The sequence below is a fragment of the Comamonas testosteroni genome, from assembly GCF_030505195.1.
Taxonomy (GTDB): Bacteria; Pseudomonadota; Gammaproteobacteria; order Burkholderiales; family Burkholderiaceae_C; genus Comamonas; species Comamonas testosteroni_G.
In genome coordinates this window covers 1,647,039-1,669,625 of the sequence record NZ_CP129672.1, presented here as the reverse complement: position 1 = coordinate 1,669,625, position 22,587 = coordinate 1,647,039, and the positions used below count along the sequence as shown (strand labels likewise).

At 63.5% G+C, this 22,587-nt stretch carries 20 protein-coding genes; 14 read left to right on the top strand and 6 right to left on the bottom strand.

The genetic code is table 11. The features are described from left to right. Nucleotides 1-178: 178 nt before the first annotated feature. Nucleotides 179-1,897, top strand: coding sequence for a methyl-accepting chemotaxis protein (locus QYQ99_RS07655; RefSeq protein WP_302092117.1), 1,719 nt, complete (start codon nucleotides 179-181; stop codon nucleotides 1,895-1,897). Nucleotides 1,898-1,966: 69 nt separating this feature from the next. Here QYQ99_RS07655 and recJ read toward each other — a convergent pair whose 3' ends face one another. From recJ to QYQ99_RS07635, 4 genes are read right to left on the bottom strand one after another with little or no spacing between them, the layout of a single operon-like run. Further along, nucleotides 1,967-3,706, bottom strand: a complete 1,740-nt coding sequence (gene recJ / locus QYQ99_RS07650; RefSeq protein WP_302092116.1) for a single-stranded-DNA-specific exonuclease RecJ — start codon at nucleotides 3,704-3,706, stop codon at nucleotides 1,967-1,969. Further along, a complete protein-coding gene (locus tag QYQ99_RS07645) occupies nucleotides 3,703-4,674 on the bottom strand; it encodes a phosphoglycerate mutase (protein WP_302092115.1) in 972 nt (323 codons plus the stop codon). The genes recJ and QYQ99_RS07645 overlap by 4 nt, the downstream gene beginning before the upstream one ends. A gap of 52 nt (nucleotides 4,675-4,726) precedes the next feature. Next, on the bottom strand, nucleotides 4,727-6,052 hold the full coding sequence (locus tag QYQ99_RS07640; RefSeq protein ID WP_302092114.1) for a sulfatase family protein: 1,326 nt from the start codon (nucleotides 6,050-6,052) through the stop codon (nucleotides 4,727-4,729). Nucleotides 6,053-6,099: 47 nt separating this feature from the next. Next, the gene (locus QYQ99_RS07635) at nucleotides 6,100-7,101 is read right to left on the bottom strand and encodes a Bug family tripartite tricarboxylate transporter substrate binding protein (protein ID WP_302092113.1); all 1,002 of its coding nucleotides are present in this window, start codon (nucleotides 7,099-7,101) and stop codon (nucleotides 6,100-6,102) included. A gap of 159 nt (nucleotides 7,102-7,260) precedes the next feature. On the opposite strand from QYQ99_RS07635, the gene QYQ99_RS07630 reads away from it, so the two are divergent. From QYQ99_RS07630 to lolD, 3 genes are all read left to right on the top strand, one after another. Continuing rightward, complete coding sequence (locus QYQ99_RS07630; RefSeq protein WP_326999585.1) at nucleotides 7,261-7,731, top strand: MarR family winged helix-turn-helix transcriptional regulator; 471 nt, start codon at nucleotides 7,261-7,263, stop codon at nucleotides 7,729-7,731. A gap of 77 nt (nucleotides 7,732-7,808) precedes the next feature. Further along, nucleotides 7,809-9,062, top strand: coding sequence for a lipoprotein-releasing ABC transporter permease subunit (locus tag QYQ99_RS07625; RefSeq protein ID WP_302092111.1), 1,254 nt, complete (start codon nucleotides 7,809-7,811; stop codon nucleotides 9,060-9,062). Beyond that, entirely contained in the window at nucleotides 9,055-9,744 is a 690-nt protein-coding gene (gene lolD / locus QYQ99_RS07620) for a lipoprotein-releasing ABC transporter ATP-binding protein LolD (protein ID WP_302092110.1), read from the top strand. The genes QYQ99_RS07625 and lolD overlap by 8 nt, the downstream gene beginning before the upstream one ends. 84 nt (nucleotides 9,745-9,828) lie before the next feature. Here the strand turns inward: lolD and QYQ99_RS07615 are convergent, their stop codons facing one another. Next, the gene (locus QYQ99_RS07615) at nucleotides 9,829-11,253 is read right to left on the bottom strand and encodes a methyl-accepting chemotaxis protein (RefSeq protein ID WP_302092109.1); all 1,425 of its coding nucleotides are present in this window, start codon (nucleotides 11,251-11,253) and stop codon (nucleotides 9,829-9,831) included. A 170-nt stretch (nucleotides 11,254-11,423) separates the two neighbouring features. On the opposite strand from QYQ99_RS07615, the gene QYQ99_RS07610 reads away from it, so the two are divergent. The 9 genes from QYQ99_RS07610 (at nucleotide 11,424) to QYQ99_RS07570 (ending at nucleotide 20,652) form a co-directional block, all read left to right on the top strand. Further along, a complete protein-coding gene (locus tag QYQ99_RS07610) occupies nucleotides 11,424-12,245 on the top strand; it encodes a TatD family hydrolase (protein WP_302092108.1) in 822 nt (273 codons plus the stop codon). A 99-nt stretch (nucleotides 12,246-12,344) separates the two neighbouring features. Beyond that, the gene (locus QYQ99_RS07605; RefSeq protein ID WP_302092107.1) at nucleotides 12,345-12,881 is read left to right on the top strand and encodes a DNA-deoxyinosine glycosylase; all 537 of its coding nucleotides are present in this window, start codon (nucleotides 12,345-12,347) and stop codon (nucleotides 12,879-12,881) included. Between the two features lie 15 nt (nucleotides 12,882-12,896). Then, a complete protein-coding gene (locus tag QYQ99_RS07600) occupies nucleotides 12,897-13,760 on the top strand; it encodes a spermidine synthase (protein WP_302092106.1) in 864 nt (287 codons plus the stop codon). A 67-nt stretch (nucleotides 13,761-13,827) separates the two neighbouring features. After that, nucleotides 13,828-14,190, top strand: a complete 363-nt coding sequence (locus tag QYQ99_RS07595; protein ID WP_302092105.1) for a FlxA-like family protein — start codon at nucleotides 13,828-13,830, stop codon at nucleotides 14,188-14,190. A 114-nt stretch (nucleotides 14,191-14,304) separates the two neighbouring features. Beyond that, entirely contained in the window at nucleotides 14,305-16,107 is a 1,803-nt protein-coding gene (locus QYQ99_RS07590) for a GspE/PulE family protein (RefSeq protein ID WP_302092104.1), read from the top strand. A 191-nt stretch (nucleotides 16,108-16,298) separates the two neighbouring features. Next, a complete protein-coding gene (locus QYQ99_RS07585) occupies nucleotides 16,299-16,787 on the top strand; it encodes a tripartite tricarboxylate transporter TctB family protein (RefSeq protein ID WP_043370989.1) in 489 nt (162 codons plus the stop codon). Nucleotides 16,788-16,802: 15 nt separating this feature from the next. Next, nucleotides 16,803-18,314 (top strand): tripartite tricarboxylate transporter permease, encoded by a 1,512-nt coding sequence (locus QYQ99_RS07580; RefSeq protein ID WP_087084926.1) that lies wholly within the window; start codon nucleotides 16,803-16,805, stop codon nucleotides 18,312-18,314. A gap of 126 nt (nucleotides 18,315-18,440) precedes the next feature. Then, nucleotides 18,441-19,748, top strand: coding sequence for a DUF3422 family protein (locus tag QYQ99_RS07575; protein WP_034349041.1), 1,308 nt, complete (start codon nucleotides 18,441-18,443; stop codon nucleotides 19,746-19,748). Between the two features lie 106 nt (nucleotides 19,749-19,854). Further along, nucleotides 19,855-20,652: an SDR family oxidoreductase gene (locus QYQ99_RS07570; protein ID WP_302092103.1), complete on the top strand. Its 798-nt coding sequence runs from the start codon at nucleotides 19,855-19,857 to the stop codon at nucleotides 20,650-20,652. A gap of 66 nt (nucleotides 20,653-20,718) precedes the next feature. Here QYQ99_RS07570 and QYQ99_RS07565 read toward each other — a convergent pair whose 3' ends face one another. Then, entirely contained in the window at nucleotides 20,719-21,618 is a 900-nt protein-coding gene (locus QYQ99_RS07565) for a DMT family transporter (RefSeq protein ID WP_302092102.1), read from the bottom strand. Between the two features lie 150 nt (nucleotides 21,619-21,768). Between QYQ99_RS07565 and QYQ99_RS07560 the strand changes: the two genes are divergently transcribed. After that, the gene (locus QYQ99_RS07560; RefSeq protein WP_302092101.1) at nucleotides 21,769-22,584 is read left to right on the top strand and encodes an NUDIX hydrolase; all 816 of its coding nucleotides are present in this window, start codon (nucleotides 21,769-21,771) and stop codon (nucleotides 22,582-22,584) included. Nucleotides 22,585-22,587: the final 3 nt, after the last annotated feature.

The following is a 22,587-nucleotide window of genomic DNA, read 5'->3' as shown; positions in this document are numbered from 1 at the left end:
AAGCAGTTGTAACAATTATTAATATATTGATGAGACCTCGGGGAGAGCATCCCGCAGAGGTGGAGGGAGGACGTCAGGGGCCAGGAATTGACCGTCAGAGTCATGCACAAGCCAGCCCGGAGTTCACGATGCGGACGTGCCTGTGTTTGTGGGTTCTTTTGTCTGGATTGGTTGGTTCATGAAGTTGTTTCAATTCACCGTGGCCCGGAAGCTGTGGGCGTTGGTGATCGGTCTTTTGGCGGGCATGCTGTTGCTGGTGGCAGGCAGCCTGGTTTATTCCAAACGTGTCAACGAGGACGTTCTTGCGGCGGTAGTGGAAGCGCAGACTGCTGCTGCGCAGGCCAAGGAGTGGCGCATCCTGACCCAGATGAGCATGGATCGCTTCACGGCGGCCGCCATGTCCACGGAAGAGAATCTGGTCGAGCACCAGTACAAGGCCATGGCCGGCCTGATCGCCAGCATCAACGAGTTGCGCGACAAGGTGCTGGCACAGGTTCATACACAAGAGGCCAAGAGCCTCATGGCCGATGTGAACACGCATAGAGATGCCTTGTTTGCGGTGAACAAGGAGGTGGATCAGGCTCGTCAATCCAAGGATTTCGAGCGTTCGCAAAAGCTGATCGAAGAGCGGCTCAATCCGATGGCGCAAAAGTACTATGCGACCCTGGATGCCTATGTGCAGTTGCAGGACCGCTACCGGGTGCAGGCGCTGGAGCTGGGTGAATCCATCCGCTCCAAAGCCTATGTGGTGATAGCTATCTCTAGCGGTGTCATCATGCTGCTGGGCCTGGTGACCGGCCTGCTCATCATGCGCTCCATCACCCAGCCTCTGCTTGAGGCCGTGGAGCTGGCAGATGCGATTGCCGAGGGTGATCTGAGTTTCAGAACCGGGCATGACAGCGAAGACGAGCTGGGCCATCTGCACCAGTCATTGAATGCCATGGCCGAGCGGCTGCGCTCCGTCGTTGGCCGGGTGCGATCGGGCGTGGAGTCCGTCTACTCGGCCTCGGGCCAGATTGCCACGGGCAACCAGGACCTGTCGGCCCGCACCGAGCAGACGGCGGCCAACCTCGAAGAAACCGCGGCCAGCATGGAAGAGCTGACGGCCACCGTCACCCAGTCTGCCGACACTGCGCGTCAGGCCAATCAGCTGGCATCGACAGCCGCCCAGGCGGCCGAGCAAGGCGGTCGCGTGGTGCAGCAGGTCGTGCAGAGCATGGGCCAGATCACCGACAGCAGCCGCAAGATTGCCGACATCATCGGCGTGATCGACTCCATTGCCTTCCAGACCAACATCCTGGCCCTGAATGCGGCCGTGGAGGCGGCACGCGCCGGCGAGCAGGGCCGTGGTTTTGCCGTGGTGGCGGGCGAGGTGCGCAGCCTGGCGCAGCGCAGCGCCGAGGCAGCCAAGGAGATCAATCAGCTCATCACCACCAGCGTGGACAATGTGCAGTCGGGCTCGCAGCAGGTGGAGCTGGCGGGCCAGAGCATGAGCGAGATCGTGGCCAGTGTGCGCCGCGTCAGCGACCTGATTGGCGAGATCACGGCCTCGTCCACCGAGCAGCGCGACGGCATCAACCAGGTCAATCAGGCGGTGAGCAATCTGGACCAGATGACGCAGCAGAACGCGGCGCTGGTGGAGGAGTCCAGTGCGGCAGCGCTGTCCATGCAGGAGCAAGCGCGCCGCCTGGCCGAAGTGGTGTCTGTCTTCAAGCTGGGACGCGATACCGAGGCCTTCGCGGCTAAGCCCATATCGCTTATGAAAGTGCCAGCGACGATCAAGGCGATCAGGCCTGCGGCTCAGCCTGTCGCAGCCCTCCCCAGGCTGACGCAGGCCAGGCCCAAGGCGCGGTCGGTCGCAAGCACTGCGGACGACGATAGCTGGGGACAGTTCTAGGTAGCGGGCGCTGCGCGCACATTACAGCCGCCGCGTCCCCGGTGGCGGCTTCCCTGGCTGGGGTGAAGATCAGAAGCCCATGTTGCCGGCACCACCCTCGAAGTCCTGCGCGGCTTCCACGAGAAACTGCACCTTGCGCTCGCCGCGCCATTCGTTGATGTCCAGGCGATAGGCCAGGGTGGTGCGCGCGGGCAGCGGGTCGGTGTGGTTGAACCAGATGCCGTCGATCTTGGAGCCATGGTGCAGCAGCTCCAGCTTCAGATGCTTTTCGCCGACCAGTCGCTGCGAGGTGATTTCCAGCTCTTCGCTGAAAGTCGGGGCGGCAAAGCCCTGGCCCCAGACGGCCAGCTGCATTTGTTCGATCAGGCCGGTGTCCAGCCATTGGGGCGAAAGCGGCCCGTCGGTCTCCAGTCTGCGCGTCAGCGTTGCGGCATCCAGCCATTCCCTGGCGACCTGGGCGAAAGCCTGCTCGAACTCGTCAAAGTGCGCTTCCTCTATGGTGCAGCCTGCCGCCATGGCGTGGCCGCCAAAACGCAGTATCAGACCGGGGTGGCGCTTGCTGACGAGGTCCAGCGCATCGCGCAGGTGAAAGCCTGGAATGGAGCGGCCCGAGCCCTTGAGCTCATGCTCCTTGCCCGGAGCGCCACTGGCGGCAAAGACAAACGTGGGCCGGTGCAGCTTGTCCTTGATGCGCGAGGCCACCACACCGACCACGCCTTCGTGAAAGTCGGGATCGAACACGCTGATGGCCGGCGGCGGCGTCATGCCGTCCTCGCACAGGCTCTCGGCCATGAGCAGGGCATGCTCGCGCATGCTGACTTCGATCTCGCGGCGCTCGCGGTTGATGCTGTCCAGCATGCGTGCCAGATTGTCGGCGCGGCTGACATCTTCCGTGGTCAGGCACTCGATGCCTATGGTCATGTCGGCAAGACGACCGGCGGCATTGATGCGCGGGCCCAGGGCAAAGCCGAAGTCGATGGTGGAGGCCATGTCAAAGCGGCGGCCCGATGCCTCGAACAGCGCGCGTATGCCGGGCTGCATGCTGCCTTTGCGAATCTGCTTGAGGCCCAGGGCCACCAGGCGGCGGTTGTTGGCGTCGAGCTTGACCACATCGGCCACCGTGCCCAGGGCGACCAGCGGCAGCAATTGCTCAAGACGGGGCTGGTTGTGGCGGTCAAAGCGGCCGCGGTTGCGCAGCTCGGTGCGTAGTGCCAGCAGCACATAGAACATGACGCCCACGCCGGCCATGGATTTGCTCGCGAACTCGCAGCCAGGCTGGTTGGGGTTGACGATGGCATCGGCTGGCGGCAGGTGGTCGCCAGGCAAGTGGTGGTCGGTCACAACGACGGACATGCCCAGCTCCTTGGCCACGGCCACGCCTTCCACGCTGGCAATGCCGTTGTCCACGGTGATCAGCATGTCGGCACCGGTCTCCTTGACGCGGCGCGAGATGGGGGCGGTCAGGCCGTAGCCGTCGATCACGCGGTCGGGCACGAGGTAGTCGGCATGGGCAGCGCCCAGCATGCGCAGGCCGCGCAGGCCCACGGCGCAGGCTGTTGCGCCATCGCAGTCATAGTCGGCGACGATGCACAGGCGCTTTTGCTGGGCAATCGCGTCGGCCAGCAGTTGCACGGCAGCGTCGATGCCGCGCAGGCCCGAGGGCGGCAGCAGCCGGGCCGGGGCATCGTCCAGTTCGTCGGCCGAGCAGACGCCTCGCGCTGCATAGAGCTGGGCCAGCAAGGGATGAATCTTGGCCTGCAGCAGTGCAGAGACACTGTCGTTGGGGATGGATCTGGGAATTATTTTCATAGCATTTCCCGTAGATCAGGCAGGCGTTTCGTGCCAAAAACACTCTTTATCTTGTCCATCAGGCCGCGTGGCTGGCTTTGCCACTGCACCGCATTGCGTTCGCCGCAGAGCGTGAGCTTTACGGGTTCGCCACGGGCAGCCCGCTGCTGCAGCTCGGCGATCAGGCCGCTGTCCAGCGCCTGCCAGGCCTTTTGCCAGCCTTGCACATTGCCTTGCAGCGCGCTGTGGCGCAGATCATCCACGCACACGGGCCGGGCGGTCGCTGCGGGCAGGCTGGCGAGGTCTCCCGTGCCATGCACCCAGAAGGAGTTGATGGGCGGCAGGCCGCGTTCGGCCCGCAGGTCGTTGAATACATGGGTGTAGAGCAGCATCTGCAACTCGGTCTGCAGACGCTGAATGATGGCTCCCTGAATCGGGTCGGGCATCCAGGGGCGCACGTCGCGGCCCAGCGCTCGGTCCATCGATGCGGTGGCCAGACCCTTGAAGGCTGCACCGCGTGCCAGCCAGAGGTCGGCGCGCAGATATTGCAGCGTGATGCCGTCGTCGCTGAACCAGGGAGCGATCAGCGCCAGCAGCTGGCGGGATTCGTCTTCGTCCAGTGGCGCGCTGGCCGGGTCGGTCTGATGGACCTGGTCCGGCGTGATATGCCAGTGGCAGGGCGTGATGAAGGCACAGGCCTGGTTGCTGTCTCCAGCCGCCAGTGCAGCCCAGGGAATCAGACCGGGTGTATCGGGCAGCTGCATGCCACGGGCCAGGGCGCGCTCATGCGGGGGAGAGAAATCCATCTCGTCGCCCTGCACCAGCGGGGTCGGTGCCAGCGTTGCCAGCAAGGCCTGCAGGTGAGGGAGTTGCAAACCGTCCCATGCCTGGGGAATGTCGGCAGGGCCGCTGGCATAGGCAACAATGATTTCAGAGGCGCCTGTGCCCAGGGCTTGGGCGGCAGGCAGCAAAGGCGCGGTCAAAGACATGGGCGCTATTGTCGGGCATGGCCGCGGCCCGGGCATGGTGCGGGGTGCTTTGTCACCTCGCCGGCATATTTTTCAGGGTGTAGACCAGGCTGTAGCTCGCGTCCTCGGCAATGGCCGGCATGCCGGCATTCCAGTCGTCCCAGCGCTGGCGCATGGCCTGCATGCGCTCGGGGTGCTGGCCGGCCAGATTGGCACGCTCGCGCTCGTCCTGCGCCAGATTGAACAGGTATTCGTTGTCTTCCACGCGCAGGTATTTCCATTCGCCCTCGCGCAGCGCGCGCTGGTTGCGGTAGAGCATGCGCCAGTGCAGCGGGCGGGCAAACTCCGCACCGTCGGTGCGCAGCACGGGCAGCAGGGAGACGCCGTCCAGCGGGTAGTCGGGATCGGCGCTCACACCGGCTGCATCCAGCACCGTGGCCGACCAGTCCATGCTCATGCATGGCTGGGCGCTGGCGCGACGGGCTTCGATCACGGCAGGCCAGTGGGCGATCCAGGGCACGCGGATGCCGCCTTCGGTCAGGTCCATCTTGCCGCCCACCAGAGGCCAGCTGTCCGAGAAGCGCTCGCCGCCGTTGTCGCTGGTGAAGACGATCAGCGTGTTGTCGAGCTGGCCGTTCTTGCGCAGTGCTTCGACGATCCAGCCTATGCCCTCATCCATGTGATGAATCATGCGGCGGTACTGGTGAATATTGCCTCCCGTCAGGTGCGTGATGCCCGCTCCCAGCTGCTCGGCAGTCTCGCGGTCATCACGGGTTTCCCAGGGCCAGTGCGGCGCCGTGTAGTGCAGGCTCAGGAAGAAGGGGGCGTTGCCCTCGCTCATGCGGTTGACAAAGTCCACGCTGCGCTGGGACAGCAGGTCGGTCAGATAGCCTTCGTCGTGATGCTCCTCTTCGCCCACCCACAGATCGTGCTGGCCCGAGCTGCTCAGATGGGTGAAGTAATCCACGCCGCCCGACATGGGGCCGAAGTACTCCTCGTAGCCCGAACGCAGCGGGCCGAAGTGGGGAGGGTAGCCCAGATGCCATTTGCCTATCAGTGCCGTGCGGTAGCCCGCGCCCTTGAGCAGCGAGGCGACGGTGGGGATCTCGGGCGGCAGGCCCAGCTTGGCGCCCAGCGGCGTGCCACGCGTCTTGCTGTTGATGGGCTCCTCGGCGGCACCGCGCAAGCGGTATTGATAGCGGGCCGTGGCCAAGGCAAAACGCGTGGGCGAGCACACGGGTGAATTGGCATAGCCCTGGGTGAGCCTTAGGCCGTTGGCGGCCAGGCGGTCGAGCACCGGGGATACCGGGCCGAAGTCGGCATCGCGGCCGCCGTAGCAGCCCAGATCGGCATAGCCGAGATCATCGGCGACGATAAAGATGATGTTGGGACGAGTCATGAAATGCGGGCCGTTGTTGTTATAGGTCGGTAGGTCGGCAAGAGGCCCTATTCCATCTTCATGCCGGTGGCCTGGGCCAGCACACGGTAGCGGTCGGCCAGGGCCTGGATGCGCTTGGCGGCTGCATCACCTGTCAGTCCTTCGTAGACCATGTCGTTGACACGCATGCGCTCGCGCAGCGTGCCGTCCTTCATGGCCTTGTCGAGGTGGGCCTGGATTTTCTGCACCAGCGGCTCAGGTGTGCTGCTGGGCACCCAGGCCGCGAAAAGCACTTCCTGCTGCAGCTCCTTGTGTCCCAGCTCTGCCACCGAGGGGACGTCCGGCAGCAAGGGGTTGCGCTGGGCCGTGGTCACCGCCAGCGCCGTGATCTTTGCAGTGGTCACATGGGGCAGCATGGCGGTGGAGCTGATGACGCCGCCATCCACTTCGCCCGAGAGCATCGCCAGCGTGGCAGGTGCATTGCCTTTGTAGGGCACATGGTTGACCTTGGCTCCGGTGGCGTAAGTCAGGATGCTGGAGGCCAGATGGCCGGGGGTTCCATAGCCGGCGGAGCCCAGGGTCAGGCCCTTGTCCTTGCCGCGAGCAATGAACTGCTCCAGTGTCTTGATATTGGTCTTGGGACTGACGGCCATCAGCATGCCTTGCGAGGCGAACACCATGACAGGACGCAGGTCGCCATTTTTGAACGGCATGCTTTTGTAGATCAGCGGGTTGACCGTGAAGCTCGTGTCCAGGCCGATCAGCATGGTGTAGCCGTCGGCGGCAGCCTTGGCGACGTAATCGGCTCCTATGTTGCCGCCAGCGCCGGTGCGGTTTTCAACAACGAAGGGCTGCTTGGTTTCGCGCTGAAGCACTTCTCCGACACCGCGCGCCAATATGTCCACCGCCCCTCCGGGAGCGAAGGCTGCTATCAGCCGAACCGGCTTGTGAGGCCAGGCGGCGACGGCAGCGCCATCGACAGATTGGGCCAGGGAGGCGAAGGCGGAGCAGCCCAGCAGCAGAGCCAGGCTGGTTGGGAGAAGGCGGCGGGGTGCAGTCAGGCGAGCCATGGAATCACTCTCTTGTCTGAGGGAGGAGCCGGCATTTGCGAAAATCCCCGGCACTCCCCTTTGTCTCTGTATTGGGAATGCCACTGTAGAAGTGACATCCACAATTGATCTAATCAACTCATCCCCGTGAATACCCGACAACCCACCTCCATTCAGCACATGCTGTTGTTTCGCATCAGCCGCTTCTTTGGCGTGGCGGGCGGAATGGCGATGCGCATGTGCGAGGCCCGCTTCGGCCTCACGCGTCGCGAATGGGGAGTGATGGCGACGCTGGCGACCGAGGAGGGTTTGCTGTCCTCCGAGCTGGCGCAGAAGGTGCAACTGGACAGGGCGCGCACCTCTCGGGCGCTCGGCGGTCTGGAGGACAAAGGCTGGGTGCTGCGCAAACCTCTGGATGGAGACCGCCGGCGCGTGGCCATGTATCTGACCGATGAGGGGCGGCGCATGTACGGCCTGATACTGCCCGAGATGGTCAAGATCCATGCCGATATCGTGTCCATTCTCAGCGATGAGGAACTGGCCTTGTTTGACGGCCTGCTGGCAAAGCTCCAGGCCCATGCGGTGACGCTGGAGCAGCAGGATCGGTATGCGGATCTGCCGCGCATAGGGCGCAGCAGGCCGCCCCGATAGAGGGGGCAGGCCGTCAGGTCGCAGAAGGCTGGCGCCGACAACAGGGCATTGCCGGCAATGCCACAATGCATGCCAACATGCAATTTCCCTACGAACTGGCCGTGGGCTGGCGCTATACCCGTGCAGGGCGCGCCACACGCCGCAATGGCTTCATCTCCTTTATCTCGGGTGTCTCCATGCTTGGCATTGCGCTGGGCGTGGCGGCGCTGATCATTGTGCTGAGCGTGATGAACGGCTTCCAGAAGGAAGTGCGGGATCGCATGCTCAGCGTCGTCTCACATGTGGAGATCTACGCCCCTCAGGGCGCGCCCCTGCCCGATGTGGAGCGCACCATGCGCGAGGCCAGAGCCAACCCCGATGTGGTGGGGGCCGCGCCTTTTGTGGCGGCCCAGGCATTGCTGGCGCGTGGCGAGGACATGAAAGGCGCCTTGGTGCGCGGTATCGATCCGGCGCGTGAGGGCGAAGTCACCGATCTGGCGGCCGCCAGCGGCGAGGTGCTCAAGCGCCTGGTGCCCGGCGAGTTCAAGGCGGTGCTTGGCATCGAGCTGGCGCGCAGTCTCGGTGTGAGCGAAGGCGATGTGATCACGCTGATCGCGCCCAGCGGACAGGTCACGCCAGCGGGCGTGCTGCCGCGCATGAAGCAGATGACGGTGGCCGGCACCTTCGATTCCGGTCACTACGAATATGACTCGGCGCTGGTGATGATGCATTACGAGGATGCACAGCGCATCTTCCGCCTGGAAGGGCCGACCGGCATTCGTCTCAAGCTCAAGGATCTGCACGAGGCGCCGCGCGTGGCGCATGAGCTGGCGGACACCCTGACGGATCGCCTGTTCATCCGTGACTGGACGCAGCAGAACAAGACCTGGTTTGCCGCCGTGCAGCTTGAAAAACGCATGATGTTCATCATCCTGACCCTGATCGTGGCCGTGGCGGCTTTCAATCTGGTGTCCACCCTCGTGATGAGCGTGCAGGACAAGCGTGCCGACATTGCCATCCTGCGCACCCTGGGGGCTTCGCCCTCATCCATCATGGGTATCTTCATGGTGCAGGGCGCCATGGTCGGCGTCATCGGTACCTTGGCCGGTCTGGCGCTGGGGCTGGCGATTGCCTTCAATATCGACGTTATCGTGCCGGCCATTGAACAGGCGCTGCATGCCAACTTCCTGCCCAAGGACATCTACCTGATCAGCAAGATGCCCAGCGAGCCGCAGTCCACGGACATCGTGCCGATCGCCGTGATTTCCCTGATTCTTTCTTTTGTGGCCACGATTTACCCCAGCTGGCGTGCCAGCCGCGTGAACCCTGCGGAGGCACTGCGTTATGAATGATGTTGTGATGGACCGGAATGTGCTGGAGGCACGCGGCCTGACCAAGCGCTTTGCCGAAGGCAAGCTGGATGTGACCGTGCTGCAGGGTGTGGATCTGCAGGTTCGGGCGGGCGAGACGCTGGCGATTGTCGGCGCCTCGGGCTCGGGAAAATCCACCTTGCTGCATTTGCTGGGCGGGCTGGATGCGCCCACCACCGGCAGCGTCAGCCTCATGGGTCAGCCCCTGCACCAGCTCAGCCCGCAAAAGCAGGGCGCGCTGCGCAACCGGCATCTGGGCTTCATCTACCAGTTCCACCACCTGCTGGCCGAATTTTCGGCCCAGGAAAATGTGGCCATGCCACTGCGCATTCGCCGCGATGTCAGGGAGGACTGCATGGACCGCGCGGCCGAGATGCTGCGCGCCGTGGGCCTGGGTCAGCGCATGGCGCATCGCCCGGCCGAGCTGTCGGGCGGCGAGCGTCAGCGCGTGGCCATTGCACGCGCCCTGGTCACGCGTCCGGCCTGCGTGCTGGCCGACGAGCCCACGGGCAATCTGGATCGCGGCACGGCTGATACGGTGTTTGCGCTGATGCTGGAGCTGGCGCGCAGCCATGGCACGGCGTTCGTGATGGTCACCCATGACGAGGGCCTGGCCGCGCGTTGTGATCGCATGGTCAGGCTGGGGCGCGGGCAACTGGCCTGATCGTGCTCAGCCACAGCAAGGCCCGGGTCGCTGCAGCTGCAGTGCCCCGGGCCTTTGTTCATGAAATTTGCCTGAAACGATTTATCAATAAGCGCTGACAGCTGCATTTCTGATAGCAACCTTGGCTTGCTCGCGAGCCGATGCCTGCAGCGGCACGGCGGGGCGCGGCTTGCCTGAGCCAGGGGTGGTCGAGACATCCTGAGCCGTCAGGTCGTCGGTGACCTCACGCAGCTTGGCGGACTGGGCCAGCGAAGTCTGCACCACTTCGCCCATGATCTGCGTGACCTGGCGCGATGAGTTCACGATCTCCGCCATGGTGGTGCCCGCTTCGCGCACCTGCGTCACCCCCTGGGTGACCTGGGTGACCGAGGTCTGGATCAGTTGCTTGATCTCCTTGGCGGCTTCGGCACTGTGCTGGGCCAGCTGGCGCACCTCATTGGCCACCACGGCAAAGCCCCGTCCCTGGTCACCGGCGCGGGCCGCTTCCACGGCGGCGTTGAGCGCCAGCAGATTGGTCTGGAAGGCGATGGAGTCCATCATGCCGATGATGTCGCTGATCTTGCGCGAGCTGGCGCTGATGGATTCCATTGTGGTCACCACATCCTGCACGGTGCGACCGCCGGCCTCGGCCACGCTGCAGGCGTCCTGGGCCAGCTCGTTGGCCTGGCGCGCATGGTTGGCGCTTTCGGTTAGCCCCTCCACCGTGGCGCGCAGGGTTTGCGCTGCGGTCACGCGGCGTGTGATGTTGGTGGCGAACTTGACGACCTTGAAGGGCCGGCCTTCGGCGTCGAGTATGGGGTTGTAGCTGGCTTCGATCCAGACCTGGCGCCCGGCCTTGGCTATGCGCAGGTACTGGCCTGCATCATGATGGCCCAGGGCCAGCTTCTGCCAGAAATGCTGATAGGCCGGGGATTGGCGCTCGTGCGGCTGGACGAACATGCTGTGGTGCCTGCCAACGACTTCGGCGAGGGAGTAGCCCATGGTCTGCAGGAACAGATCGTTGGCCGTGAGGATGTTGCCGTTCAGATCGAACTCGATGATGGCTTGCACCTTGGCAATGGCCTGGAGCTGGCCGCGTGCATCGTCTTCGTGCTGCTGCTGCTCGGTGATATCGGTGGCGTACTTGATGACTTTGCGCGGCTGGCCCTGGCTGTCGAAGATCGGGTTGTAGCTGGCCTGCAGCCACACATCCTCGCCCTGGCTGTTGATGCGGCGGTAGCGGCCGCTGTCATGCAGGCCTGCCGCCAGGCGCTGCCAGAACTGGGCGTACTCGGCAGAGGCTCGGGTCTCCTCGTCCACAAACATGCGGTGATGCTGGCCGATGATCTGCTCGGCGCTATAGCCCATGGTGCGCAGAAAGTTGTCGTTGGCCGTCAGTACATGGCCTTGCAGATCGAACTCGATCACGGCCTGCACCTGATCCAGTGCGGCCAGCTTGCCCTGCATATCGGCGCGTTGATGACTCTGGCTCAGGCGTTGCCAGAGCGTGCTTTGCAGAAGTCCCGTCATAACTTGCTCCTTTGGCCGATAGCACAGGGCAGGGGGGTGAAGTTGCTTAATGTTTTATTTGTTTCAATGTGTGTACCGTAGGACAAGGCTGGAAACTGTCTGTAGTCACTTGACGTTTCATCTGCCGATGCCACCCTGCGCAGGCAGCCCGGCCGAGGCATGATGTGCAGATGCCCACCTGGATCGATACCCATTGCCACCTGGATGCGCCCGAATTCGCGCCTGACAGAGATGCCGTGCGCGCCGCTGCGCAGGCCGCAGGCGTCACGCATCTGGTCATTCCAGCCGTGCAGCGCAGCCACTGGCAAGAGGTGATTGCACTTGCGCATCTGCATGGCGACAGCTATGCGCTGGGCATTCATCCGCTCTACACGCCCGGCGCCGAGGAGTCCGATATCGCGGCGCTGCGCGAACTGCTGAGCCAGCAGCGCGGGGACCCGCATCTGGTGGCGGTGGGCGAAATCGGCCTCGACTTTTTTGTCCCCGGACTGGACGAGCAGCGCCAGATCTGGTTCTACGAGCAGCAGATCCGGCTGGCATGCGAGTTCGAGCTGCCCGTCATCCTGCATGTGCGCAAGAGCAGCGATCGTCTGCTCAAGACCTTGCGTCAGCACAGGGTGGTGGGTGGCATTGCCCATGCCTTCAACGGCAGCGCCCAGCAGGCGCAGGCCTTCATCGATATGGGCTTCAAGCTGGGCTTTGGCGGTGCCATCACCTATGAGCGCGCGCTCAAGCTGCGCGAGCTGGCGGCCAGCCTGCCGCTGCAGGCCCTGGTGCTGGAGACCGATGCGCCCGATATCCCGCCGCACTGGCTCTACACCACGGCCGAGCAGCGCGCGGCCGGCCAGCCCCAGGGACGCAACAGCTCCGCCGAGCTGCCGCGCATTGCTGCGCAGATCGCGCGGCTGCGCGGCATAGGCATTGAGCAACTGGCGCAGGCCAGCACGGCCAATGCACGCAAGGCGCTCAAAGGGCTGCCGGCACTCCCGTAGATGGGCCGTATCTATCCTTTGCAGGCGATGAGGTTCATGCTCATCTTTTTGAATATCAGCCCAAGGTCCAGGCCGATGATGGCTGGGCGACAATAGCGCATGACCGAGGATTCTTCAGCCACTCCAACAGAGACTGGCCTGCGCTGGCAGGGGCTGGCGGCGGTGGCTGATGGCCGCACGCGAGCGCTGGTGCTGGGCAGCTTTCCGGGCCTGAAGTCGCTGCAGCAGGCACAGTACTACGCCCATCCGCAAAACCAGTTCTGGCCTTTGCTGCAGGCCTTGTGGCCTGGGTATCCCCAGCCGCCACGCGCCGACTACGCGGGCCGCTGCGAGTGGCTGCTGGAGCGTGGCCTGGGTCTGTGGGATGTGTATGCGAGCTGCGAGCGCGAGGGCAGTCTGGACAGCGCCATTCGCTGCGCCCAGGTCAACGACTTTGCCGGGCTGCGTCAGCGCAGCCCGGATCTGCAGCTGGCATTGCACAACGGCGGCGAGAGCTACAAGCATGCCCGCCAGACCGAGGCGCTGGGGCTGACGGCCCTCAAGCTGCCATCGACCAGCCCGGCCAATGCCAGCTGGCCGTTCGATAAAAAACTGCAGGCCTGGCGCCATGCGCTGGCGGCCCATGGCCTGCTTTGAAGATTGGTGTGAAACGTGATCCGTAAAACCCGTGGCGGTGCCAAATCCGCGCAGGACAAGAATGTGGGCAGCGTGCAGGAGCTGCCCGAAGTCAGCGTCTCCGACGATGGCGATATCCGCTATCTGCATCTGGGTACGCCCTGGGTGCAGGGCTCCATGCGCATTCGCGACCCTTTTGATATCGACCTGGAATATGTGCAGCGCATGATGGGCTGGCTGCTGTTTGCCACGCCTGCCGAAGTACCACGGATGCACGCCATGCAACTAGGTCTGGGGGCTGCCGCCATCACCAAGTTCTGCCACAAGAAGCTGCGCATGAAGACCACGGCGGTCGAGCTCAATCCCCAGGTGCTGGCCGTGTGCCGCAGCTGGTTCAAGCTGCCCCCCGACAGCAGCACGCTGCAGGTGGTGCTGGCCGATGCAGCTCAAGAGATCAAAAAGACAGAATGGCAAGGCACGGTCGATGCACTGGCAGTCGACCTCTATGACCATGAAGCGGCGGCTCCCGTTCTCGACAGCGCAGAGTTCTATGCTGATTGCCGCAATCTTCTGACCGAGGACGGCATCATGACCGTCAACCTCTTTGGCCGCTCCTCAAGCTTTGACAAAAGCCTGGATCAGATGGCCCAGGCCTTTGGCGAGGACGCGCTCTGGGCCTTTCGCCCCACACGCGAAGGCAATACCGTGGTGCTGGCACAGCGCACACCGCGTGTTCTGCAGGGCGCCGAGCTGGATCTGGCCTGTGACCAGGTGCAGGCCCGCTGGGACCTGAACACCACGCGCTGGGCCAAGGTGTTCGTGCCGGCCCGCGATGCCGAGGCCGGTAGCAAGACGGCCAGATCCAAGGTTGTCCGAATCGGCCGGGGTGCAGCCGAATGACTGCAAAGCCTGAGTAAATCGATGGTATCAGCCTTTAGGGCGGCGGTTTTGTGCCGATGATATGGTCATGACGATCAGTGCCATCTCCTCCAGTTCTGCCAGCCCAGCCTCTTCGGCGGCTGGCGTGGCATCGCGTATCCAGCAGTTGCAAAGGCAGATCAAGGATGCCACCAACGAACTCAAAGAAGTTGCCAACAGCGACGCTGATGCCAAAACCAAGAAGCAGCAGGCGCAGTTGCTGCAGACCAAGATCCAGATGTTGCAGGCCCAGATAGAGGCATTGCAGAACCAGCAGGCACAGCAAGCCCAGCAGGCTGCCCAGCGTGGGGCCGAAGCCGTCCGGCAAAAGCCGGACGATGCGGTGCAGAGCAGCAGTCGCAGCAATGCGGGCCAGGGTGGGCTGGGCGGTCTGCTGGACGAATACGCCTGAGCTGCATCAGACAAAAGGGATAAAAGGCCTTTATCGGTCTCTTATGCACCTTCCTGATCGGGTGCATGGGCCGATGGCGGTACAGTCAAGGCAGTTTTGTTGCCACAGCCGCCCATGTCATTGACTGAATCCATCCTGCCCCGATCCGTCAAGCCAGCCCACTACCAGGGGCCGCTGGACTGGCGCACGCTGGTGCAGTGGCTGCAGGAAGACGGTGTGATCACGGCGCAGGAGGCGGGGCGCACGGTGGCGCGCTGCTCGGCGGCCGAGAGTGCTCAGCTGCCGCTGGTGCGCCTGGCCAATGTGGGCGTTGTCGGCGCCCAGACGCATCAGCCGCTGGATCTGGAAGCGCTGACCCAGTACCTAGCCCAGCGCAGCGGCCTGGCCTATCTGCGCATCGACCCGTTGCGCGTGGATGTGGGCCGCGTGGGCGAGGTCATGAGCGCCAGCTACGCCGAGCGCCACAAGGTGCTGCCCGTGCAGGTCACGGCCAAGGAAGTGGTGATTGCCACGGCCGAGCCCTTCATCACGGACTGGGTGAGCGAAGTCGAGCGGCAGGCCCACCGCAGCGTGCGCTGCGTGGTGGCCAATCCGCAGGACATCAAGCGCTACACGGCAGAGTTCTTTGCGCTGGCCAAGTCCGTGCGTGCTGCCGAGAAAGCCGGCGGTGCGACCGGTGGCGCGAGCTTCGAGCAACTGGTGGAGCTGGGCCAAAGCAACAAGCAGCTCGACGCCAACGACCAGGGCGTGGTGCGCGTGGTGGACTGGCTGTGGCAGTATGCCTTCGACCAGCGCGCCAGCGACATCCACCTGGAGCCCAGGCGCGAGCAGGGCGTGATCCGCTTTCGCATCGACGGCGTGCTGCACCCGGTCTACCAGATGCCCATGGGCGTGCTGAACGCCATGGTGGCGCGCGTCAAGCTGCTGGGGCGCATGGATGTGGTGGAAAAGCGCCGCCCGCTGGACGGCCGCATCAAGACGCGCAACCCGCGCGGCGAGGAAGTGGAAATGCGCTTGTCCACCTTGCCCACGGCCTTTGGCGAGAAGATGGTGATGCGCATCTTCGATCCCGAGAACACGGTCAAGAACCTCGATGCGCTGGGCTTCAGTGCCCATGATGCCCAGCGCTGGGAAGATCTGGTCAAGCGTCCGCACGGCATCATTTTGGTCACCGGCCCCACAGGCTCGGGCAAGACCACCACGCTGTACTCCACGCTCAAGCGGGTGGCGACCGAGGAGGTCAATGTCAGCACGGTGGAAGACCCCATCGAAATGATCGAGCCCAGCTTCAACCAGACCCAGGTTCAGCCCCAGCTTGAGTTCGGCTTCACCGAAGGCCTGCGCGCGCTGATGCGTCAGGACCCGGACATCATCATGGTGGGCGAGATCCGCGATCTGGCCACGGCCGAGATGGCGGTGCAGGCTGCCTTGACCGGCCATCTGGTGTTTTCCACGCTGCATACCAACGATGCCCCCAGCGCCGTCAGCCGCCTGATGGAGCTGGGCGTGCCCTCGTATCTGATCAACGCCACATTGCTGGGTGTGCTGGCCCAGCGCCTGGTGCGTACGCTGTGCTCCAGCTGCAAGGTGCGCGATGAAGACGCAAAGCCCGAGGATCTGGCCGAGTCGGTCAGGCCCTGGAAGCTGACGGGCAGTTACCAGCCCTACAAGCCCGTGGGTTGCGAGGACTGCCGCATGACAGGCTACCGCGGCCGCATGGGGCTGTACGAGCTGCTCATGGTCACCGAGGCCCTCAAGAAGCAGATTCACGATGCCCCGTCCATGGACGTTCTGCGCCGTCAGGCCGTGCAGGACGGCATGCGTCCTCTGCGCCTGGCTGGGGCTTTGCGAGTGGCAGAGGGTGTGACCACCTTGCCCGAAGTGCTGGCCTGCACGCCGCTGATGAGCGAAATCTGAAGGTTTGCGTGCAAGTGCTTGCTTTCGGTTTTTCTCAGTAAGAAAAGGCCGGCACTGGCCTGGGCTGAATGCGCTAAATGTGTACAAAACGTCGGCATTAGGGTATGCCCTTTGTAGGTGGAATCCACATCAATTTGGCATATCTATGAAACGAGAATCGCCAAGTCGTGATTTCCGTAAGGAGACGTTTTGTGAAAATCAAGAGCCAAAAAGACTTTTTCTCCGGTCTGATGTTCTTGGCCGTCGGTCTCGCATTTGCGATCGGCGCGTCCAACTACACCATTGGCACCGGCGCCCGTATGGGTCCAGGTTACTTCCCTCTGATCCTGGGTGTGCTCATGTCCATCCTGGGTGCAGCCATCTGCGTCGGCGGCCTGACCAAGGGCCCCGAAGGTGGTGACAAGATCGGCAAGTGGGCCTGGAAGCCGGTGTTCTTCGTGCTGGCTGCCAACTTTGCCTTCGGCATTCTGTTGGTGGGCGTGCCGGCTGTGGGCATCCCCCAGTTCGGCCTGATCATTGCGATCTACGCTTTGGTCTTTATCGCCAGCATGGCCGGTCAGACCTTCAACCTCAAGGAAACAGCCATTCTGGCCACCATTTTGGCGGTCGGCAGCTATTTCGCTTTCGTGTGGGCGCTGAATCTGCAGTTCCCCGTGTGGCCTAGCTTCATCGCTGGCTAATCAGGAGCATCGTCCATGGATCTGATTCAGAACTTGTCGACGGGTTTTGGCGTGGCTTTCACGTTCCAGAACCTGATCTACTGCTTTGTGGGCTGTCTGCTCGGTACGCTGATCGGCGTGCTGCCCGGCATTGGCCCAGTGGCGACCATCGCCATGTTGCTGCCCGCCACTTACGCACTGCCTCCTGTGGCGGCGCTGATCATGCTGGCCGGTATTTACTACGGCGCCCAGTACGGTGGCTCCACCACCGCCATTCTGGTGAACCTGCCAGGTGAGTCGTCCTCTGTGGTGACCGTGATCGACGGTTACCAGATGGCCCGAAAAGGCCGGGCGGGGCCCGCGTTGGCGGCAGCCGGTATCGGCTCCTTCTTCGCAGGCTGCGTGGGTACCGTGATTCTGGCTGCCTTCGCTCCTCCTCTGACCGAAGTCGCTTTCAAGTTCGGCCCTGCCGAGTACTTCTCGCTGATGACCCTGGGTCTGATCGGTGCTGTGGTGCTGGCTTCCGGCTCGCTGCTCAAGGCGATCGCGATGATCGTGCTGGGTCTGCTGCTGGGCATGGTCGGTACCGACGTGAACTCCGGCGTGGCTCGCTACAGCTTCGACATTCCTGAGTTGACCGACGGCATCGACTTCGTCGTGATCGCCATGGGTGTGTTCGGTTACGGCGAAATTATTGCCAACCTGTCCAAGCCCGACGACGAGCGCGAAGTGTTCGCCGCCAAGGTGACCGGTCTGATGCCCACAGGCGAAGACTTCAAGCGCATGATTCCTGCCATGCTGCGCGGCACGGCCCTGGGTTCGGCCCTGGGTATCTTGCCCGGTGGCGGTGCCATGCTGTCGGCCTTTGCTGCCTACACCATCGAAAAGAAGACCAAGCTGAAGCCCGGCGAAGTTCCTTTCGGTCAAGGCAATATCCGTGGCGTGTGCGCTCCCGAGTCGGCCAACAACGCCGGTTCGCAGACATCGTTCATTCCTCTGCTGACCCTGGGTATTCCTCCCAACGCCGTGATGGCGCTGATGGTGGGTGCCATGACGATTCACAACATCCAGCCCGGTCCTCAGGTGATGACCAGCAACCCAGAACTGTTCTGGGGTCTGATCGCCTCCATGTGGATTGGTAACCTGATGCTGATCATCTTGAATCTGCCGCTGATCGGCGTCTGGATCAAGCTGCTGACCGTGCCTTACCGCTGGCTGTTCCCGTCCATCGTGTTGTTCTGTGCTATCGGCGTGTACGGTACCAACAACAACGCCTGGGACGTTTGGATGGTGGGTATCTTCGGCTTCATCGGCTATGTGTTCCACAAGCTGGGTACCGAGCCTGCTCCTTTGCTGCTGGGCTTCATCCTGGGCCCGATGATGGAAGAAAACCTGCGCCGTGCCCTGCTGCTGTCGCGTGGTGACTGGTCGGTCTTCGTGACCCGCCCCATCTCTGCCTGCCTGCTGGCCGCTGCTCTGGTGCTGCTGGTGATCGTGCTGATGCCTGCAGTGAAGAACAAGCGTGAAGAAGCTTTCGTGGAAGACTGATCGTCAACCTGATCGCTGATCAACGTTAAAGCGGCCCTTACGGGGCCGCTTTTTTTATATGAGGACCTTTGTTTCGGGGATCATGGATTAGGGCGGCAAAATAGCTGCAGTTATTCGAAAGATTGCATGGCCTTGTCTTTATTGCCCGCGCAGCACCCTCAGCGGGTCTTGCTGCACAACGAAATTCATGCCCGTCCTGCGGAAATCATGCAGGCTCCTCTGGCTATCACCCATATCGTGATGCTCACCGATGCGGCCCAGCGTGAAGCCAGCCGTGAGCATGTGGCAGCCCTGCTGCGCAACCACCATCGCCCTTTGCCCGATGCGGCAACCACCCATGTGCTGATCGACCTGGGTGCATTTCGCCTGCGTTGGGAGCAGCACACCGAGTTCGTGGCCTGGACCTTCACCACGCCCATGGCGCAGGCCGGCGTGGCGGATGTGCGCGAGCCCGAGACAGCCATCGACGCCGTGCCGCGCGACTGGCTGGCCGCCCTGCCGGGGCAGTGCCTGAGCAGTCTGCATCTGTGGGCGCTGAACGAGCAGGATGTGGATCCGCAGTATCTGATGCGCCACATGCTGCAAGCCGATACTTTGGTCGGCTCGCGCGTCTCCGGCGGTGCGGGGGCCATCTATACCGACTTTGCGATTCACCCCGATGGTTTCTCGCGCATGCTGCTGCTGGCGGGCGCCGACCTGTCCCCGCGCCGCCTGGGCCGTCTGGTGCAGCGCGTGCTGGAGATCGAGACCTACCGTATGGCGGCGCTGCTGGGACTGCCCGCCGCACGCAAGGCAGCTGCCGTGCTGGCCACGGCCGAGCGTGAACTGGCCGAGCTGGCCAATGCCATTCGCGCGGCCGACCGCGACACCGAGCCGGCGCTGCTGGACCGCCTGACCCGGCTGGCCGGCCAGGTGGAGAGCGAATATGCGGCCACGCATTCGCGCTTTTCGGCCAGTTCCGCCTATTTCGAGCTGGTGGACAGGCGCATTCAGGAAATTCAGGAGACGCGGGTGGACGGCATCCAGACCATCCGTGAATTCATGGACCGGCGACTCACGCCTGCGCGTGCCACCTGCGAATGGGCGACACGCCGTCAGAATGCGCTGTCCGAGCGGGTCTCCCGCGTCAGCAGCCTGTTGCGCACGCGTGTCGAGATCGAGCAGCAGCAAAGCAGCCAGCAACTGCTGGGCACGATGAACGACCGACAGGGCACCCAGCTCAAGCTGCAGTCCACGGTGGAAGGCCTGTCGGTGGCGGCCATCACCTACTACATCACCGGCTTGATCAGCTATCTGGCCAAGGGTGGGCAGAAGCTGGGCTGGCCCTGGTCGCCCGAGTCGACGGCGGCCGTGGCCATTCCGGTCGTCGCACTGGGCGTGTGGTGGTCGCTTCGCAGGCTGCACCACAAGCTGTTTCATGGTCGCAGTCATTGAGCATGAAATGGGATGCCGGCGCTTTCTGACAAGGCGCTGGCAGTGATTGAATTTGATAGCGTCGGGCAGCTTGCCCGGCTTGGAAATTGTGTGAAAGGACACTGACATGGACTTTGGTATCTCCGGGCGCTGGGCTCTGGTCTGCGGCGCCAGCAAAGGTTTGGGTTTTGGCTGCGCCAAGGCTCTGGCCGAAGAGGGGGTGAATCTGGTCATCAACGCCAGAAACCCCGAGGCATTGCAGCTGGCCGTGCAGAAGTTGCAGGCCATTGCTCCTCAGGTCAAGGTCATCGGTGTCGCTGCAGACATCACCACGCCAGAAGGTCGCACGGCCGTGTTCGAAGCCGCCGGCGGCCCGGGAAAGGACTACGACATCGTCGTGACCAACGCCGGCGGCCCGCCTCCTGGCGACTTCCGTACCTGGGATCGTGAGGCCTGGATCAAGGCAGTGGACGCCAATATGCTCACTCCTATCGAGCTGATCAAGGCCACGGTGGACGGCATGGCTGCGCGTGGCTTCGGTCGCATCGTCAACATCACCTCCAGCGCGGTCAAGGCACCCATCGACATCCTGGGTCTGTCCAACGGCGCGCGCAGCGGTCTGACGGGCTTTGTGGCCGGCCTGGCGCGTTCGGGCATTGCCGCCAAGGGCGTCACCATCAACAGCATCCTGCCCGGCAAGTTCGATACCGACCGTCTGGTGGCAACCCATCAGGCGGCGGCCAACAAGACCGGCCAGGACCTGAATGCCGTGCGCCAGGCACAGGCCGCCCAGATCCCTGCCAAGCGCTTTGGCACGGCCGAGGAGTTCGGCGCCATCTGCGCCTTCCTGTGCAGCCGCCAGGCCGGCTATATGACGGGACAGAACATCCTGCCCGACGGCGGTCTGTATCCCGGCACTTACTGATCCGGGATCGAGTACCGAAACGACAAAAGCCCCGCAATGCGGGGCTTTTGTCTGGGGGGCAGCCGTTTATTTGCGCGACGACACGACGATGCCGGTCACGATCAGCGCAAACGCAAGCGCGTGGTAGAGGTGCGGGGTTTCGCCGAGCACGGGAATCGACAGCAGGGCCGTGAACAGCGGAATCAGATTGCCGAAGAAGCCCGCAATGGCGGGCGTGGCGCGCTGCACGCCCATGCCCCAGAAGCGGTAGGCCAAAATGGCCGGGCCCACGGCGATGAACAGCAGGCTGCCGAGCAGCGGCCAGCCCGGCGCCAGGCGGAACTCGCCCAGCAAGGCTTCGCCGGCCGTGAAAAGGCCGGACCAGAGCAGGCCGAAAACGATCTGCGCGAGCAAAAAGCTGGCCCAATGCGATTTCACTTCCTGGGGGCCGCTGCTGCGCGACAGCAGCCAGGTGTAGAAGGCCCAGGCGATGGTGGCCAGCACCATGAAAAGGTCGCCGGGCACAAAGCGCAGAGCAAGCAGCGTCTGCCAGTTGCCGCGCGACATCACCACCGCCACGCCCAGCACGGACAGCAGTGCTCCGCCCATCTGGCGGCGGCTGACGCGAATACCCCAGCACAGCCGGCCTATGGCCAGCATCCACACCGGCATGCTGGAGCTCACCAGCGTCACGTTCAGCGGGGTCGAGGTCTTGAGCGCCAGGTACAGCAAGGCGTTGTAGCAGCCGATGCCCAGCAGCCCGAGCAGCATGTACTGGCGCCACAGCGGCCAGATCGGACTGCTCCTGCGCAGCACCCGCCACGCCAGCGGCAGCAGCAGCACAAAGGCGATGCACCAGCGCAGGAAGTTGAGCGCGAAAGGCGAGATCAGATCGTGAGCGAGGCGGCCCACGATGGCATTGCCGGCCCAAAGTGCCGGAGCCAGGCTGAGCATGGCGACCGTGGCGGGTTTCAGGGGGGAATTCATGGGTTGTCACTGTAACGCGCGGCCACTGGCCTTTGGAGCTGCAGCGCCCTGCGGGCGCAGTTGTTGCCGGCAAACTGGTGACCATCAATAGTGATGCAAGCCTTCCCGTTTTGCGAAGCTGAGCACAATGCAGTGCATGGGAGATTTTTCATGAAGCAGCAAACCACGTCGCTCCAGCAGCAATGGCTGCAGGCACAACATGCCATGGCCAGCAGGCAGCCTCTGCGCCCGCGCCAGCCGCTGTGCATTGATGATCAACAGATCGGCAGTATCGAGGAAGACTTCGCTCGGAAGCTGGGGCAGGAGCTGCTGGCGGTGCACCAAGTCGACTTGCAGTCGGTTGCCGGGCAATGGCTTCTAAAGGGCGCGGGCGGGGCGAGCGAGAATCTGAACCGGCTGGCCCTGGCCATGCGCAGTGCCGGTCTTGCCGGGGCCTGGCGCAATGAACAACTGGCGGTCTGCAATGCGCAAGGCCAGCAACTGGCAACCGTCGAGCGTGGTGCCGTGCGGCCACTGGGCATCGCCACCAGAGCCGTGCATCTGGTGGGCGTCTGCGCGGATGGCTCGATCTGGGTGCAGCAGCGCTCGCAGGACAAGGCCAACAACCCCGGCATGTGGGATACCTTGATGGGCGGCATGGTCTCGGCGGCAGATGGTCTGGCCGAGGCGCTGGCGCGTGAAACCTGGGAGGAGGCCGGCCTGCATGTGGCAGAACTGGGCGAGCTTCGGCACGGCGGAAATGTAATGTTCGCAAGACCCAGCGACGAAGCAGAGGGGCAGGGCTATATGGTCGAGCGCATAGACTGGTTCTCGGCCCTGGTACCCGATGCGCTGCAGCCTGTGAATCAGGATGGCGAGGTGCAGCGTTTCGAGCGGCTGGAGCTGACCGAGGTCCAGGGATGGATGCTGCAGGGCTGTTTCACGCCCGAGGCGTCCCTGGTGCTTGCCGCCTACATGGGCTGGTAGGGC

What these genes read in the sequence shown, in the direction of transcription:
- QYQ99_RS07655 (WP_302092117.1), top strand. Translation starts at nt 179, where the DNA reads ATGAAGTTGTTTCAATTCACCGTGGCCCGGAAGCTGTGGGCGTTGGTG.
- recJ (WP_302092116.1), bottom strand. Translation starts at nt 3,706, where the DNA reads ATGAAAATAATTCCCAGATCCATCCCCAACGACAGTGTCTCTGCACTG.
- QYQ99_RS07645 (WP_302092115.1), bottom strand. Translation starts at nt 4,674, where the DNA reads ATGTCTTTGACCGCGCCTTTGCTGCCTGCCGCCCAAGCCCTGGGCACA.
- QYQ99_RS07640 (WP_302092114.1), bottom strand. Translation starts at nt 6,052, where the DNA reads ATGACTCGTCCCAACATCATCTTTATCGTCGCCGATGATCTCGGCTAT.
- QYQ99_RS07635 (WP_302092113.1), bottom strand. Translation starts at nt 7,101, where the DNA reads ATGGCTCGCCTGACTGCACCCCGCCGCCTTCTCCCAACCAGCCTGGCT.
- QYQ99_RS07630 (WP_326999585.1), top strand. Translation starts at nt 7,261, where the DNA reads ATGCTGTTGTTTCGCATCAGCCGCTTCTTTGGCGTGGCGGGCGGAATG.
- QYQ99_RS07625 (WP_302092111.1), top strand. Translation starts at nt 7,809, where the DNA reads ATGCAATTTCCCTACGAACTGGCCGTGGGCTGGCGCTATACCCGTGCA.
- lolD (WP_302092110.1), top strand. Translation starts at nt 9,055, where the DNA reads ATGAATGATGTTGTGATGGACCGGAATGTGCTGGAGGCACGCGGCCTG.
- QYQ99_RS07615 (WP_302092109.1), bottom strand. Translation starts at nt 11,253, where the DNA reads ATGACGGGACTTCTGCAAAGCACGCTCTGGCAACGCCTGAGCCAGAGT.
- QYQ99_RS07610 (WP_302092108.1), top strand. Translation starts at nt 11,424, where the DNA reads ATGCCCACCTGGATCGATACCCATTGCCACCTGGATGCGCCCGAATTC.
- QYQ99_RS07605 (WP_302092107.1), top strand. Translation starts at nt 12,345, where the DNA reads ATGACCGAGGATTCTTCAGCCACTCCAACAGAGACTGGCCTGCGCTGG.
- QYQ99_RS07595 (WP_302092105.1), top strand. Translation starts at nt 13,828, where the DNA reads ATGACGATCAGTGCCATCTCCTCCAGTTCTGCCAGCCCAGCCTCTTCG.
- QYQ99_RS07590 (WP_302092104.1), top strand. Translation starts at nt 14,305, where the DNA reads ATGTCATTGACTGAATCCATCCTGCCCCGATCCGTCAAGCCAGCCCAC.
- QYQ99_RS07580 (WP_087084926.1), top strand. Translation starts at nt 16,803, where the DNA reads ATGGATCTGATTCAGAACTTGTCGACGGGTTTTGGCGTGGCTTTCACG.
- QYQ99_RS07575 (WP_034349041.1), top strand. Translation starts at nt 18,441, where the DNA reads ATGGCCTTGTCTTTATTGCCCGCGCAGCACCCTCAGCGGGTCTTGCTG.
- QYQ99_RS07570 (WP_302092103.1), top strand. Translation starts at nt 19,855, where the DNA reads ATGGACTTTGGTATCTCCGGGCGCTGGGCTCTGGTCTGCGGCGCCAGC.
- QYQ99_RS07565 (WP_302092102.1), bottom strand. Translation starts at nt 21,618, where the DNA reads ATGAATTCCCCCCTGAAACCCGCCACGGTCGCCATGCTCAGCCTGGCT.
- QYQ99_RS07560 (WP_302092101.1), top strand. Translation starts at nt 21,769, where the DNA reads ATGAAGCAGCAAACCACGTCGCTCCAGCAGCAATGGCTGCAGGCACAA.